This window comes from Pseudobdellovibrio exovorus JSS (genome assembly GCF_000348725.1).
Classification (GTDB): Bacteria; Bdellovibrionota; Bdellovibrionia; order Bdellovibrionales; family Bdellovibrionaceae; genus Pseudobdellovibrio; species Pseudobdellovibrio exovorus.
This window is the reverse complement of record NC_020813.1, coordinates 1868770-1883423: the sequence shown is the minus strand read 5'-3', so window position 1 is coordinate 1883423 and position 14654 is coordinate 1868770. Positions and strand designations below refer to the sequence as shown.

Annotated in this window: 15 protein-coding genes; 5 read left to right on the top strand and 10 right to left on the bottom strand. The window is 42.8% G+C overall.

Translation table 11 applies throughout. From position 1 onward, the window contains the following. Positions 1 to 197: 197 nt before the first annotated feature. From A11Q_RS09295 to A11Q_RS09275, 5 genes are read right to left on the bottom strand one after another with little or no spacing between them, the layout of a single operon-like run. The gene (locus A11Q_RS09295; RefSeq protein WP_015470554.1) at positions 198 to 974 is read right to left on the bottom strand and encodes a YihY/virulence factor BrkB family protein; all 777 of its coding nucleotides are present in this window, start codon (positions 972 to 974) and stop codon (positions 198 to 200) included. Continuing rightward, positions 971 to 1891, bottom strand: coding sequence for an MBL fold metallo-hydrolase (locus A11Q_RS09290; RefSeq protein WP_015470553.1), 921 nt, complete (start codon positions 1889 to 1891; stop codon positions 971 to 973). Before A11Q_RS09290 ends, A11Q_RS09295 begins: the two co-directional genes overlap by 4 nt. Then, the gene (locus tag A11Q_RS09285; RefSeq protein WP_015470552.1) at positions 1878 to 2678 is read right to left on the bottom strand and encodes a lysophospholipid acyltransferase family protein; all 801 of its coding nucleotides are present in this window, start codon (positions 2676 to 2678) and stop codon (positions 1878 to 1880) included. Before A11Q_RS09285 ends, A11Q_RS09290 begins: the two co-directional genes overlap by 14 nt. Then, the gene (locus A11Q_RS09280) at positions 2678 to 3610 is read right to left on the bottom strand and encodes a phosphatidate cytidylyltransferase (protein WP_015470551.1); all 933 of its coding nucleotides are present in this window, start codon (positions 3608 to 3610) and stop codon (positions 2678 to 2680) included. The genes A11Q_RS09285 and A11Q_RS09280 overlap by 1 nt, the downstream gene beginning before the upstream one ends. Continuing rightward, positions 3603 to 4949, bottom strand: coding sequence for a sigma-54-dependent transcriptional regulator (locus A11Q_RS09275; RefSeq protein ID WP_015470550.1), 1347 nt, complete (start codon positions 4947 to 4949; stop codon positions 3603 to 3605). Before A11Q_RS09275 ends, A11Q_RS09280 begins: the two co-directional genes overlap by 8 nt. Positions 4950 to 5033: 84 nt before the next feature. Between A11Q_RS09275 and serA the strand changes: the two genes are divergently transcribed. After that, positions 5034 to 6242: a phosphoglycerate dehydrogenase gene (gene serA / locus A11Q_RS09270; protein ID WP_015470549.1), complete on the top strand. Its 1209-nt coding sequence runs from the start codon at positions 5034 to 5036 to the stop codon at positions 6240 to 6242. Positions 6243 to 6263: 21 nt separating this feature from the next. On the opposite strand, the gene A11Q_RS09265 is transcribed toward serA, so the two are convergent. Genes A11Q_RS09265 through A11Q_RS09255 form a run of 4 tightly spaced genes read right to left on the bottom strand, consistent with a single transcriptional unit; the run spans position 6264 to position 8417 of the window. Further along, entirely contained in the window at positions 6264 to 7637 is a 1374-nt protein-coding gene (locus A11Q_RS09265; protein WP_015470548.1) for an FAD-binding oxidoreductase, read from the bottom strand. Positions 7638 to 7654: 17 nt separating this feature from the next. Further along, positions 7655 to 7837 carry a YgaP family membrane protein gene (locus tag A11Q_RS13705; protein ID WP_083860511.1) on the bottom strand — a complete coding sequence of 61 codons (183 nt, stop codon included), beginning with the start codon at positions 7835 to 7837 and terminating at the stop codon, positions 7655 to 7657. A gap of 7 nt (positions 7838 to 7844) precedes the next feature. Continuing rightward, positions 7845 to 8153, bottom strand: coding sequence for a Grx4 family monothiol glutaredoxin (gene grxD / locus A11Q_RS09260; protein ID WP_015470547.1), 309 nt, complete (start codon positions 8151 to 8153; stop codon positions 7845 to 7847). A 36-nt stretch (positions 8154 to 8189) separates the two neighbouring features. After that, positions 8190 to 8417 (bottom strand): BolA/IbaG family iron-sulfur metabolism protein, encoded by a 228-nt coding sequence (locus A11Q_RS09255; RefSeq protein ID WP_235044599.1) that lies wholly within the window; start codon positions 8415 to 8417, stop codon positions 8190 to 8192. A 67-nt stretch (positions 8418 to 8484) separates the two neighbouring features. Between A11Q_RS09255 and A11Q_RS09250 the strand changes: the two genes are divergently transcribed. Both A11Q_RS09250 and A11Q_RS09245 read left to right on the top strand, forming a co-directional pair. Then, the gene (locus tag A11Q_RS09250) at positions 8485 to 10215 is read left to right on the top strand and encodes an LTA synthase family protein (RefSeq protein ID WP_015470545.1); all 1731 of its coding nucleotides are present in this window, start codon (positions 8485 to 8487) and stop codon (positions 10213 to 10215) included. A 15-nt stretch (positions 10216 to 10230) separates the two neighbouring features. Continuing rightward, positions 10231 to 10551 (top strand): HNH endonuclease, encoded by a 321-nt coding sequence (locus A11Q_RS09245; RefSeq protein WP_015470544.1) that lies wholly within the window; start codon positions 10231 to 10233, stop codon positions 10549 to 10551. On the opposite strand, the gene A11Q_RS09240 is transcribed toward A11Q_RS09245, so the two are convergent. Further along, complete coding sequence (locus A11Q_RS09240; protein WP_015470543.1) at positions 10552 to 11460, bottom strand: DMT family transporter; 909 nt, start codon at positions 11458 to 11460, stop codon at positions 10552 to 10554. A gap of 306 nt (positions 11461 to 11766) precedes the next feature. Between A11Q_RS09240 and A11Q_RS09235 the strand changes: the two genes are divergently transcribed. Both A11Q_RS09235 and A11Q_RS09230 read left to right on the top strand, forming a co-directional pair. Continuing rightward, positions 11767 to 13461 carry a DNA topoisomerase VI subunit B gene (locus A11Q_RS09235; RefSeq protein ID WP_015470542.1) on the top strand — a complete coding sequence of 565 codons (1695 nt, stop codon included), beginning with the start codon at positions 11767 to 11769 and terminating at the stop codon, positions 13459 to 13461. Between the two features lie 6 nt (positions 13462 to 13467). Next, positions 13468 to 14628 (top strand): DNA topoisomerase VI subunit A, encoded by a 1161-nt coding sequence (locus A11Q_RS09230; RefSeq protein ID WP_015470541.1) that lies wholly within the window; start codon positions 13468 to 13470, stop codon positions 14626 to 14628. Positions 14629 to 14654: the final 26 nt, after the last annotated feature.

Below are 14654 nucleotides of genomic sequence, written 5' to 3'. Positions count from 1 at the left end.
CAGCCAAAAGAGCTAACTATTTGATTTTATGATGGATTGACAGGACTAAAGTCGGGAAAATTCAGACTTAGAAGGCAATTGCTCTATCCAACTGAGCTACGGTACCACGGATTGAAATCAAAACTTAAACTAACAAAACTCGGCCTGACAGTTAAGAACTTTTTTGTGCACTGTATCCGTAAACAGGGCCTGGCACCCTAACGGAAGACCTTTTGCTGCAAAAAGGCGCAGAAAGCAACTCCGGTCAGGACTACATACCAGACTGTCAGGAGCCAGATCAGGAAGATGGGGAACGAGGCCAAGGAGCCGTAGATCGTATTGTTCTTGAAGACTTTGACAGAAATCCAAAGAAACGAGCTTTGCACCAAGGCCAGCATAATACCAGCTAGGGCGGCCGAAATTAAGGCCGGCCACGTGTGAACTTTGGTGTCGGGCATAATTTTATACAGAGCAAACAGCAGAAGGCAGATCCAAAATAAAAACAAAAACTGATGATCCCAGTTCTGAGGAGCTTGGCTAAAGAAACTAGTGGATTTTAAACCAGTAAAAATCGCCAGTGTCAGTGGAGCCGCCAGAAGGACCATCCAATGAAGCCACATGCGCTTGTAAACAGGTTTATTAATTTTCAGTTTCCAAAGCTTGTTGAAGGCAAAGTCCATATTACGGATGAGCCCTAAAGAGGCGAACATTAAAAACAATCCCCCAGAAATCCCCAGCGTTGAAGGCTTCACATTTTGTAGAGATTTTCTGATAAAGCGAGTGACAGTTGGGCCTGTTGCTTCTTTCATATAATTCAGAAGCACACCTTCCATCTTAGGATAAAGCTGATCTAAACCACCCACATATTGAAAGACCGCAAGCACGATGACCATAAAGGGGATGATCGATAGCAGGGTAGAAAAGGCCAAGCTCGAAGCCGCAAAACGGATATCATTCATTTCGTCATGCAAGCGAGCTAAAAACTTGAAGATCAAAGAATAAACCTTTCCTTCACTTGGTATTCAGGGCTGTCCGCTTTCTTTTCAACACTGGCTAGATCACAGTAAGGGTCGTGTTCGAAGTACAAATAACTAGTTTTCGTATCCGTCATTTGCAAGACTTTGGCTTTTTCTTCTATCAGAACAAGAGGGTTGATGTCGTACCCCATAATCCATGCAGAGCGCACGTGTGTGCTCGTTGGAATGACATCACCACAGTAGATCAGTTGTGTTTGCTCATCTTCTATTACGACAACTTGTTGTCCAACAGTGTGGCCATCTGACACAACCAATGAAATATTCGGAAGATAGTTTTTTTGCGAGCCTTCAACCAGCCTAAGAACTCCAGCTTCCATTAGTGGGACGAAGTTAGGTTTAAGGTAGCTGGCTTTTTCACGAACATTGGGTTTCAGCGCATTTTCATAATTACTTTTTTGTACGTGATAAGTGGCTTTGGGAAAGGTCGGGACGATTTTGCCATCAGTTTTTCCGTCTTTGGCACAGGTGGCTCCGCCCGCGTGATCAAAGTGTAAATGGGTGAGGATGACATCCGTGATATCATCCGGTGTTAATCCCAAAGCGTTCAGTGAAGAGAGTAAAGAAACTCCATCGCCTTGCACTCCGTACATTTCACCGAATTTAGTTCCCATTTTTTCGCCGTACTTAGCAATAAAATCAGAGCCATTGCCCGTATCAATGAGAATATTGCGACCATTAGATTTTAACAGCAGCGCGCGCGCTTCCATCGCAATACGATTTTCACTATCGGCAGGATTTGTTTTTTGCCACAAAACTTTAGGGACAGTCCCGAACATAGCGCCTCCATCTAAGGCGAACAGGCCTGTAGGAACGGCTCCCACAGCATAGGGACCAATTTGAAGTTTCAATTTCGTTAAGGCTTCAGTTGTTTTCATCTTCACCTTCCAGATCCTGTAAGGTTACTGGCGCTTCGGCCACTTCATTTTCTTCCGTCATATCGTCTGGTAAAACAGACGGGTCAATGGTGCGAACCCACGAGATATAACTTTTGTAAATTTGCTCAATCGGTCCCGGCTGATGAACGGGGCCGATATGAATGGTCAACTTACCCGGTTTTGCAAAGATCGCCCCTTTAGGCCACAACCGAGAATTTCCTTCGATGAATAAAAACAAAATTGGCGTATTCGTTTTTTCGGCGAAAATACTGATACCGCGTTTGAATTCTTGTAGCTTTCCATCTTTGGTGCGCGTCCCTTCAGGAAAGATAATTAACCACATACGCTCGAGTTGTGTTAGCAATGTTAGAATCAACTGAACGGCTTCGCCTTTTCTATCTTTGCGATCTATGGGAATGGCTCCCAAACAGTGCTGCGAGAAAAAAGTAAAAAGCGCATTTGAAAAAAAGTAATCCTTCGCCGCAGCCATATAGAGGTCCATCCAGCGATTACGTGGAATCGAAGCTGCAATGGATGTGGCATCTAAGTGGGACGCGTGGTTCGAGATAATGATTAACTTTTTGTGCTTTTGGTAAAGCTCTTGGAAGTCTCCACCTTTTACATCTAAGCGAATATAAAAAGTATAGAACCAATTTTTAAGAACCAAAGACCACAAGAAGCGGATAACGCGGCTACTGAGGTCATAGTGGTGTGTGAACAGAGGTAAATGCTTCAGGTAACCGGGAAGCTTAGTCCACTGTTCGTTTTGGTAATTCCACTCTCGCATTAGTTAAGTCCTAACATAATGAAGTAGTAGATTGGAGCAACGAAGATCAGGCGATCCATACGCTGTAAGAAGTCTCCACGGCCAAGGATGAAACCACTGACGATTTTAACTCCGGCATCACGGCGAACCACATTCATGACCATGTCGCCAATCACACCACCGAAAGAGGCGATCAGACCAGCCGCCAGCCAATACTTATCACTGCTGTTCGGAAGAAGATGGCGCATACCATAGGCAAGTAGGATCGTTAGCATGATGGAAACAATCGTACTGAGCCATGTTCTTTTCGCACTGATAGCACTGATGATTTTAGGGCCTTTGAAGTAACGACCGATAGCTAAATTGGTATTGTCGCAGAACTCAGTCAGAATAACTAAGTACATGACCTGATAGATTCCGTTTTCAAAATTTAAGATCAGTCCTAGATGCATAAACGACCAACCTAGGAAGATAAACCCAAGTAGTGTTAGTGAAATATACTGAATCATATTGCGGTAATCGCGTTTCGCTAGTGGAACAAGACACGATAAACCCAATACGCCCATTGGCAGCGCATTGTAGACAGCGAGATTGTTGAACTGACTGAAAATTCCTAAACCAAAAATCCCAGCATAACAGATGTAAACGAAATAGCTTTGGTGAAACATCCCTAAGATTTGAAAGTAAACTTTTGCACCATAGATGGCGAGCAACGTCAGAAATAGAATAGGAATAGGAGCATTCAATCCCAACATCCCAAACATCAATGGCGCCCAGATCAGCCAGCTTTTGACTGATGCCCATGCCATCGTGAAGTAAGAAGTTCTTTTTTTAAGTAAAAAACTGATAGCGGCTCCAACGAAAATTGTCAGTAGCACGATCAGAACAGTTTGGCGGTAGATTGGACTTTCCCAAGCCGCCGGTTTTGTAAAGGCGTTCATCCAGTTATTCATAATTGATATCCAGTTCCTTAATCTTTTTGTAAAGACTTGATCTGGATATTTTAAGAAGATCACAGCATTTATCAATATCTTTAGTTTGAGATAGGCAATAATCTATGAACTTCTTTTCTTGGGCCTTTAAAAAGGCATCTAGACTCTGATCTAATTGCATGCGTGTAGTCGAAGCTGAATAAGAATCGCGCAGTAACAGTTTTTGTACATCGCTATCACGGATAACTGGCAATGGAGACGTCAAAATCAGCTGCTCACAGACGCGCTTTAACTCACGTACATTTCCGGGCCATGTATAACTTTGCAGCTCTTTTAGCGCGGACTCATCAAATGATTTATTTCGCTTAGGTCTTTCTGCTTGCAAAAATGCCTGAGCAATATCGGGGATGTCTTGCGGTCGTTGATTCAGTGGTAAGATTTCGATTCTGTGGGCAGCAAGACGAAAATAAAGGTCCTCACGGAATTTTTTCTCAGCAAGTAATTGGGACAATGGAATATTACTGGCGGCGATCACACGAACGTCGACGTGCTGAACATCTTTGGCTCCGACTTTGCGAATCTCACCTGATTCTAAGAACCGCAAAAGCTTCGCCTGTTGTGTAAGTGGCAGAGCTTCGATTTCGTCTAGAAATAAATCTCCGCCGTGAGCAGCTTCGGCGAAACCAATTTTATTACTGTCGGCTCCGGTGAACGAGCCTTTTAGATGTCCGAAAAACTCACTTTCGAAAAGATTTTCAGTCAGAGCTGAACAATTGACAGAGATATAGGGGCGAGATCCCTCTTGTTGATTTAACAGGCGCGAGACCACGTCTTTACCTGTACCGGTTTCACCTTCAATCAACACATGGGCCTTTTCACCCTTAAGCTCAGCTACTTTTTTGCGAAGAGCTTCAGACGCCGTAGACGAACCAATCAACTGAGCACGTGATAGGTTATTTTCGTACGTAGCGAAACGCAGCCACCAGTAGGCTTCGATTTTTTCAAGGACGGCATTGAGTTCGTCGGCAGAAAGAGGCTTGGCTAAAAAGCGTTGGGCTCCAGATTGGATGGCTTTTTCCATCAAGGCGCGGTCCAAGTTTCCGGACATGGCGACAACTTCCACCTGCGGGTTTTTCTTCACCAGTTTTTGTACAACACTAAGTCCATCTGCTGGGGTAGGAGGCTCCACCTCTAAATGCATATCCACTAAAGCGGCATGAAAGAAGACATGGTCTGGAATCAGGTGCGGAGATTTGGCCACATAGACCTTGTAGGAATCTGGAGCAACAAGGCGTAATGAGCTAGCTAAATGAGGATCATCTTCGACAATCAAAAGGTTGAGTTTCTGAGGTTCTGACATGATTCAATATCGTAAACATTTTTTGGATTAAAAGGCACTTAATATCTTGTCGGTTTTGGACTAACATTGATACTATATATTGCGATGCGCATATTACTTGCTGAAAATATTCATAGTGTAGCTAAAGAAAAACTGATTGAAGAAGGGTTCAAAGTTGATCTGTTGACCCATGCTCCATCGGAAGACGAGTACAATCAAATTTTGCAGAATTACGATGTTCTGGGAATTCGTTCAAAGTCAGATATCAATGAACGCATTTTACAAAATAATCAGCATCTGCTGGCGATAGGTGCTTTTTGTATTGGTACAAATCAAATCGATTTGACCTGTGCAAATAATTTTGGAATTCCGGTCTTTAATGCTCCTCATAGTAACACACGCTCTGTGGCTGAATTGGTCATGGCTGAAATGATCGCGCTATCGCGTCAACTCGGTGATAGAAACACATTGGCTCATCAAGGTGAGTGGGTGAAATCGGCTGAAGGTTCACGTGAAGTGCGTGGCAAGACTTTAGGAATTGTGGGTTACGGACATATTGGAAGTCAGGTCAGTATTTTGGCGGAAGCTTTTGGTATGAAAGTTATTTTCTACGATATCGTGAAGAAACTTCCTTTAGGTAATGCGCGTGCCACAACACATTTACATGAGCTTTTGAAAGAAGCTGATTTTATCAGTTTACATGTACCTGAAACTCCCGAGACGATGAATATGATCAGCTCTGCAGAGCTAACGACGATGAAAAAAGGAAGCTACGTGATCAATGCGTCCCGCGGTACAGTGATTGTGATCGAGGATTTAGTGAATGCACTGAAATCGAATCATATTGCAGGCTGTGCCTTAGACGTGTTTCCGCAAGAGCCCGCGTCGAATAAAGAAAAATTCAAATCTCCGCTACAAGGGTTGAAGAATGTTATTTTGACTCCTCATATCGGGGGCAGTACGGAAGAAGCGCAGTACGCGATTGGTCTTGAAGTGGCTGAAAGTTTCCGTAAATTTATTCGCTATGGAACGACAGCGGGGGCTGTAAATTTTCCGAACGTAGACTTAGGGGCCAAAGACAAAGTCACTCGTATTATGAACGTGCATCGTAACGAGCCGGGTGTCTTGGGTGAACTCAACGGGTTTATCTCGGAAGCGAAAGCCAATATCCAAGGACAATATCTTTCTACAGATCAAAAAATCGGTTACTTAGTCACAGATCTCGAGCTGGATTGGGCGACGACAACAGCCGAGCAATTGGCTGCTAAATTTGAATCTTCAAAACGTAATATTAAAACTCGAATTGTATTTTAGGTGTTAGGCCGTATTATCGGCCTAGATCACTTTTCCTGGATTCATGATGTTATCAGGATCGAAAACTTTTTTGATCCCTTTCATAATTTCGATTTCTTCTGGTGAACGCGTGTAGGTTAAGAATGAACGTTTCGTAACGCCGACGCCGTGTTCTGCTGAAATACTACCAGCTTGTTTCTGCACAGCTTTGAAAACCATTTCATCCACTTTACGGCATTCGGCGACGAATTGTTCTTTCGTCATGCCTTCAGGTCTCAGAATGTTGATATGCAAGTTGCCATCACCAATGTGTCCGAACCAAACCACTTCCCAGTTCGGATAAGCTTGCGACAGCACTAAGTCCAAATCGACGATGAAGTCAGGAACTTTTGAAATAGCAACAGCTACGTCGTTTTTATAAGGGGAGTGAACGGAAAGAGCTTCGCTGATATCTTCACGATAGCGCCAGAAAGTTTTCGCTTGCACCTCTGACTGCGAGATCACTCCGTCCAATAACCAACCATTCTCTAGGCAGCCTTCAAAGACAGACATGATATTTTCTTCGGCCTTTTCTGAAGCGCATTCCACTTCGCAAACAACGTAGAAATCGGCCACAGTCTCAAGTGGGCGAGGTAAACCTGTCGAGTGTAAAACGTGTTTCAAAGCTTTTTCAGAAAACATTTCGTAGGCTTGTAGGGCACAGCGATTTTTAAATTCCGAGTAAACTTTCATAACACTTGAAAGTTGGTCTAAGGCAAAGACTAAAACTTTTAGTTCAGGAGGCTTTGGCGCTAACTTGATTGTCGCTTGGGTGATAAAACCTAAGATACCTTCACTGCCGACAAATAGATGGCGAAGATCTAAGCCCGTGGCATTTTTAATAAGACCATTATTCAAGTTTAAAACTTCTCCGCTGCCAGTGACCACCTCTAGGCCTACAACCCAATCACGCGTTAGACCATAGCGAACAACCTTAATACCACCAGCGTTTGTGGCGATATTACCACCTAGCTGTGATGAGCCGCGAGCGGCAAAATCAACGGGGTAGTAAAGGTTTTTAGAGCGAGCAAACTCTTGCAGACTTTCTGTGATAACTCCGGGTTCAATTTGAACAGTAGAGTCCGTTTCATTGAAGCTTAAAATGCGATGCATTTTTTCAAATGAAACCACCACTTCTCCGTTAAGAGCGCAAGCGGCTCCACTTAATCCTGTGCGTCCACCAGAGGGAACTAAGGCGATCTTGTTGGCACGAGCCCACTTTACAATGTTGACGACATCTTCTGTGGATTCAGGAAAGACGATGGCTGAGGCTTTAATGTCAAAGTAAGTTGTCCAGTCTTTACCGTAGTACTTCAAAGAGTCGGTATCGGTTTTGATCTGCTCGGCTTTAAGTGGTAACGATGACAGCTCCTGCATCGGGATGTCCTTTCGGATTACTTCAGAGTTCTGATTTTAAAAAATGCGTACAGAGGACATAAGCCCCATGCTGACGTCAGCAAGAGGTAAAGCCCAACAGGCCAAAACCACATAGGTCCACCAGCGATGGCATAACTGAGTAGTCCTACCGCTAGAAGAAATCGAATGGCACGGTCCCATAGGGCTGTATTGCAAAGCATGGCTTAATTAGTTTTTAAGAAGGCTTTGTAATTCGCCGGCTTGGTACATTTCCATCATAATGTCGCTGCCACCGATAAGTTTTTTATCAATGTACAATTGTGGAATTGTGGGCCAGTTGCCGTAGTCTTTAATGCCTTGGCGAATTTCTTCGTCATCCAAAACATTAACATCTTTAAACTCAACGCCCATATCTTGTAAGATAGCCGTTGCACGTGCAGAGAATCCACACATTGGAAATTGTTGAGTGCCTTTCATGAAAAGGACAACTTTGTTGCTGTTAAGTAGCGCTTCGATTTTTGTTTTAGCATCTGACATGTAGAACTCCTTAAAATATTTTTTAAAACTTAAAATTTATTGTTTAATTGCGGTTCTGATCGATAACGCATGAACTTCGCCTGTTTTTAATTCAGCGGCGAAAGCTTTCATGACATGCTGGTGTTGTTCGATACGAGTCAGACCTTGGAAGGCCGAACTCTTCACGCTGACTTCCCAGTGGTCAGCAGTACCAGTCAAATCAATGACTTCAATTTCAGTGTTAGCATCAGCATCGGGGTAAGCCTGAATAAGGCGTTGTTTCATTTCTTCAATTTTCATACTAATGTAGTAGCAAAAATTAACTTTTTGAGCAACTCTTGTAAGGTCAACTATGTGGTTTTTAGCGTACTTTATACTTCATTTAATCGTTTATAGCGTGGTTCGCCTTGAGTTCCTGATATGGAATTGGGCGTCTTTAAAGACTTTAAGCCTATCTGAAATTCTATGGGCCTTTTTAAATGGCATTCGATTTGACCTGTCAGTACTGGCTATTTCCGTGGGACTTTGTTTTTTAGGCCTATTGGTTTTACCGCGTATTTTGCGTTCCGTCTGGATATGGTTCTTTATTCTTTTAAACGCTACGTTTTACTTATTGAATCTTGCCGATGCTGAGCTCTTCAATTTCACAGCGAAACGCTTTTCGGCCTCTTCCTTTTTCTTAGTGGGTGAGGGCAGTGTGGGAAATTTAATATTCCCTTATATTCCACTGGCGACTTTTTCTATCTTGATTGTTGCCGTCTACATTTACCTCGCTTACCGCATCAGTTCACGTTTTACCTATGGATGGGACTGGAAACGCCGTGGAATAGGAATTTTTGGTGTGTTGGTTTGCGGGGTGTTGTTTTCACGCGGAGGACTTCAGCACAAGCCACTGACCTTTGTGGACGCGAAGCTTTTTAATAGTTCCTATGCGAATAATCTGGTGTTGAATTCCACTTTTACTGTGGTGAAAAGTTTGGGTAAAAAATCGTTAGTGCAAGAGCGCTTTTATGAACAGGATGAAATGCTGGCACTATTAAATCCTCAAAACTTAAAGCCAAGCCCGATTAAAACAGAGCGATTAAATGTTGTATTAGTTATACTCGAGAGCTTTTCCAAAGAATATCTGGCGTTAAAAGATCCAGAGGTGGCGCCGTATTTCAATCAGCTCCGTTCGCAGTCGGTGGATTTCCCTAGAGCCTACGCGAATGGGCGTCGTTCGATAGAGGGCATGGCTGCAATCCTGTCAGGAATTCCGGCGCTAATGGAAGAGCCCTTTATTAACTCTGAATTTTCGGCGAATGAAATTATTGGTTTGGGCACTCTTTTAGGCGCGCAGGGATATCATACCAGTTTCTTTCATGGTGCAGCCAATGGCAGTATGCATTTTGATCGGTTTTCCAAAAGTGTCGGTATTGAAAACTACTTTGGTAAGAACGAGTACCCTCATCAACAAGATAATGATGGAACATGGGGAATTTATGATGAGCCATTTTTGCAATGGACCTGTGGGAAGTTAACTGAGTTCTCTGCACCATTTTTTACGACGATCTTCACCCTATCATCACATCAGCCCTATAACTTGCCAGAGGCTTATCGTGGCGTTTATCAGGATGACCGCCATCCGATACTTAAAACAATTCGTTACACGGATACAGCCCTACAGAAATTTATGGCGTGTGCGGCTCAGCAGCCATGGTATCAAAATACGCTCTTTGTCTTTACAGCCGACCATACGGGGCCAGAGTTAGGATCCAACCCATCATTTTCAGATCGTTACTCAGTGCCATTGGTTTTCTTTAGCCCTGCGGATTTGAATTTGAAGTCCATAAACACAGATCAGTGGGCTCAACACATTGATATTTTGCCAAGCCTTTTAGAGATTCTGAATGTCCCTTATAAAAATAAAAACTATTTGGCTCGTAGTTTAGTGCAGAGTGGTTCTAAGTTCATTGCTCTCTACTCGGATGGTCACTATGAACTGTTGGGGGATGTAAAAGATTCCGAGCAGCAGCTAAAAGCCGTGAAGCAATACTTCAGCGAGGGACTTTACGACAATCGACTTTACTATCCTGCTAAATAGGATTACATAGCATCTATGTCGGATATCTATTTTGCTCCAGCCAGTGAAGCACATAAAAAGAAAGAAAAGGCCAAGGCGCGTGAGTTGCGCCAAGGAAGCTGGTGGAAGCAGGTTTTAGGAAAAGGTATCTGCTATCACTGCGAACAAAAGTTTAAGCCTGATGAGCTAACCATGGATCACCTGATTCCGATTGCTCGTGGTGGAAAGTCAGATAAAAAAAATTGTGTTCCTAGTTGCAAAGACTGCAACACGAAAAAGGGCTATAAAACCCGCGCTGAAATGGCCATGGAAGAGTTGGCTTCTCAGCAAAATACGGACGACGATTTTGAATCCTAATTAATTTGTATGACGGCGTGAAAGCTGAATCCCAATAGAGGACGCAGTTAAAACAATGGCTCCAGCAATTTGAATCGGCAAAAGGGCTTTGCCTAAGAAAATCCAGTTAATCATCACAGCACTTAAAGGAAAGAACATTTCCGCAATCGCACTGATATGAGCTGGTAAACGGCTTAATCCACGATAGTAAAGCGACATTCCCAAAAGCCCTGAAAGTAAAACCATTGCCGCAACCTTAAGATAAACATCATAAGAAATCTCTGTTGTCGGAAGACTAGATTGGCTGAGGCAGAACACTAGTAAAAATAGAAACCCTAAGCTGAAACGGCCAGCCATGATTTCATTTTCGTTAAAGCCCTCTGTTGAAAGTTTTTTCCCGAACACAGTCGAGGCTCCCCAGCCAATAACAGCCAGCAAAGTTAAGCCGTATCCCAGCAGAGCGTGCGAGCCCGTTTGAAAGATGGGGGAGTTTGTCGTCATCCACAGCGGTGATATATCAGGATAAGAAATAAGGAATACGCCTATAAGGGCCAGTGCGCTCAGAGCAAAAAAACGTCGACTGAACTTTTCCTTTAAAATAAACACCGACAATAAAATAACGACGATAGGTTGCAGTTTTTGTAAAAGGATAACGAGCGAAGGGTTGATAAGAGCAAAGGCCTGAGTAAAAGCCAGTGTGCTGACGGCAGAACCCATGACACCGATAACAAGGAACGAGGTCAAGTGGCGTACATTCATCTGACGGAAGAATGACTTTGTTTTAAAAAGCAGAGGTACAAAAATAATGGTCAGTAGCGCATGTTCTAGAAACACCATGGTGTCTGGTCGTAATGAGGCCAGCAGGGGATAGCGAATCAGTGTGTCGAAGGACCACATTAATGTTCCCAAAATAATAAAGATAAAACCCATGGCACTGAACTCCGTTAGTGGCCTGTCACTGTACTGGTGGGGTTTTGTATTGCAAGGTGGAGTTTTTAAAAAGCGAATATTTTTGGCTAGAAATAAAACTCTTTGGTTTAATATTTCTTAAAATCTGTGCATTTCAGGTGGTTAACGCGGCGCAAATACCCTGAGGGCTTGATTTTAAGGGGATGTTGCCCCTTGAATGAAATGTAATTAACTGAATTAGACCTCAAAACATCCATGCTCTTTTGTTGTAAAACAGGGGAAAAACAGCGTTTTTTGAGGCTCTTTTTGACCTAAAAAGGGGTTCAAGTGAGCAAAATCACCAAAAGTAGTACAGCTGAGTATTTTGCAAAAAACCTGCAACAAGTAGGATTTTCTTCGCCGTTGAAGGCGGTACTCACGACTTTAAAGGAAGCGGTAGATAACTCTTTAGATGCCTGTGAACAACATGCAATTTTACCTGAGTTACAAATTGAAGTGACTAAAGTGGGAACGGGTTCCACTAAGAATACAGATCTTATTAGAATCGTTGTTGAAGATAATGGTCCGGGTATCGAAGCGGACGATTTAACAAAAGTATTCGGTGAATACTTAGCTTCTTCTAAATTTGGTCGTGGACAGTGTTCCCGTGGACAACAAGGTATTGGTATTTCTGCAGCAACAACATGGGCGCAGATGACGAATGCTAAAGGTGTTCAAGTTATTTCTAAAACTAAAAATATGCGCAAAGCCATTTCGGCTCAGATCGATGTCGATATTAAAACAAATACAGGCATCATGCGTAATAAAGAAACTTTAGACTGGAAGAAAAACAACGGAACTCGCGTTGAGTTTTTAATGGATGGACGTATCCAGCTAAATGGTGATGGCGGTCTTTTGACTTATATCGAAGGAACTGTCCTATTGAATCCTCACGTTTCTGTAGAATATAAACTTGGGGATGGTGATTGGATTAAGACAGAGCGAGTCAGCACACAGACTCCAGATATTCCACAGGCCACCTTGCCACATCCTCATACGTTTAAACTAGGTGAGTTTATCACTCACTCTCATCTGTATGGAAAAATCACATTATCGAAGTTCTTACGCACGGGGTTTTCTCGTATTTCGGACCAAGCGTTAACTGATTTTGTCAAAGCGGGTATGCCGAAGTCTCTATTAGAAAAACCGCTGACATCTTTAAGTGAAGAAGACTTTAAGAAGGTTTTCCAAGCGGTTCAGGCAACCAATTTGATGGCTCCTTCAACTAAATCTGTTTTGACTGTGGGTGAAGAGGCGCTATCAAAGTCTATCAATCGCTTAGGACAAGTGGACTTTTTCTCGGTGGTGACTCGTAAGCCAACGATCTGTGACTTTAAGCCAGTGGTTGTTGAAGTTTCATTAGCTCGCTTTATTAATCGTGGTTCTGATGACCAACCGGTTCAATTATTGCGTTTCGCGAACCGTGTTCCCTTACAGTTTGATAAATCTGGCTGTGCGATCACATGGGCTATTGAAAGCGTAAACTGGAAATCTTACGGCTTAGCACAACCAAAAGAGTCATTGCCATTGGGTCCGTATGTATTTGCGGTGTCGGTGGTGTCTCCGTTTATTAAGTTTAAGAATGCGTCTAAAGAGACGATTGATGCTTCGGATGAGTTGGTAGAAGAAATTCGTCGTGCGTTGATGCAAGCGGGACAAAAACTTTCCCGTCACATCAAACACGAAATGAAAGAAGCGGATCTGGAAAGAAAATTAGCTCATATCGAGCAATTTGGTCCGATCTTAGTTGAAAAGTTAGTGGCGATTGCGGGAGCTAATGAATCTCGTCGTAAACGTGCGGAAGAGGGCTTGAAGAAAATCTTAGGCCGTGATTCAGATGCGGCGATGAGTGATTTAGAACAAGCGCAGAGCAAGCTGGAAGAGCAAAAACGTAAAGAAGCTAAAAAGTTGGGAACAGAAGAAGATTTGGAAGCTTTAGAAGATGTTCAACCGAAAAAATCCACTAAGAAGAATAAAAAGTAGGTAGCAATGGCTTTACTAAAAGTACGTGATTTAAATTTAAATATTCCAAAAGAAGCGAAGAACCTAGCTGAAAAAATGTTGAAGGACTTGGAAAGCTCAAAACGTCCTTACCTAGAAGCTGTAAAAACATCGCTAGATAATTCTAACTACAACGCTAAAGTGGGGTTCTTAACTCCGGGTGAGAAAGTTGTTCGAACCGAGTTGAATGTATCTTCAGTACAAAAATTAGCCCGTGTGGTTTTCATGCTCGAGATTTTGTTGCGCAATTTAGATATTGGCGCAGTCAATACGAAGCGTGAATTGTACTATATCTGTAAAGGTCTCATCAAAGGCGACTCTCGTTACAAGCCTTTGGACTTTGATGACCAAGGTGAATCAGACAGCATCATCGACTTTATCGGTGATATGTTAGAAGTTTATCGTGAAGAACTAAACTGTTTCGCCAATGATCGTGGTGGTCAAACATACTCGCAACAACTTATAGTAACAGAAGCTCTGCCAGACGGAGATAAAGCTGTTGTGGATCTATCGACATTGGGAACGTCACCGTTCCAGCCGAAAAATAAACCTCAGTCTTTAAAGCTTAAGGCGAAAAAGAAAATTGATTTTTGCCTTGTGGTTGAATCAGAAGGTACGGCGGGTACTTTGCAAGCGATGGGGTTCACAAAACGTAATAATTGTATCTTGATGGGTGCTCAAGGGGTTCCATCTAATGGTGTGCGTGGCTGGTGTAAGTTGATTGAAAATCAATTAGATGTACCGATGTACTTTTTCGGCGATCTGGATGCGTACACATTGCAAAATATCTTCCGTACATTAAAAGCCGGCTCTGCCGCTTCATTGATTCGTAATAGTGATTTCAGTGCGCCGAATGTACGTTTCTTGGGTGTATTGCCTGGGGATGTGAAGAAATACGATTTACCTCACTACAAAGTGAAAGAATCTGATCCAGCAGAAGCGCGAGCTTTGAAAAAAGCGAAAGATGCTTTAGAAAACGATCCGTTCTTCCGTGACAAAAAGAATAGAGAATTGGCGGATATTTTAAAATGGTTAATCAAAGAGAAAGTCCGTTGCGAGCAACAAAGTTACTTCTCGGTTGACCCAAAAGATCCGATCAAAACAGAAAAGATCATCTTAGAGAAAATCAGAAAAGGCGATTACGTCTAAAAGATCTGGGGCTGCAAAAGCCCCAT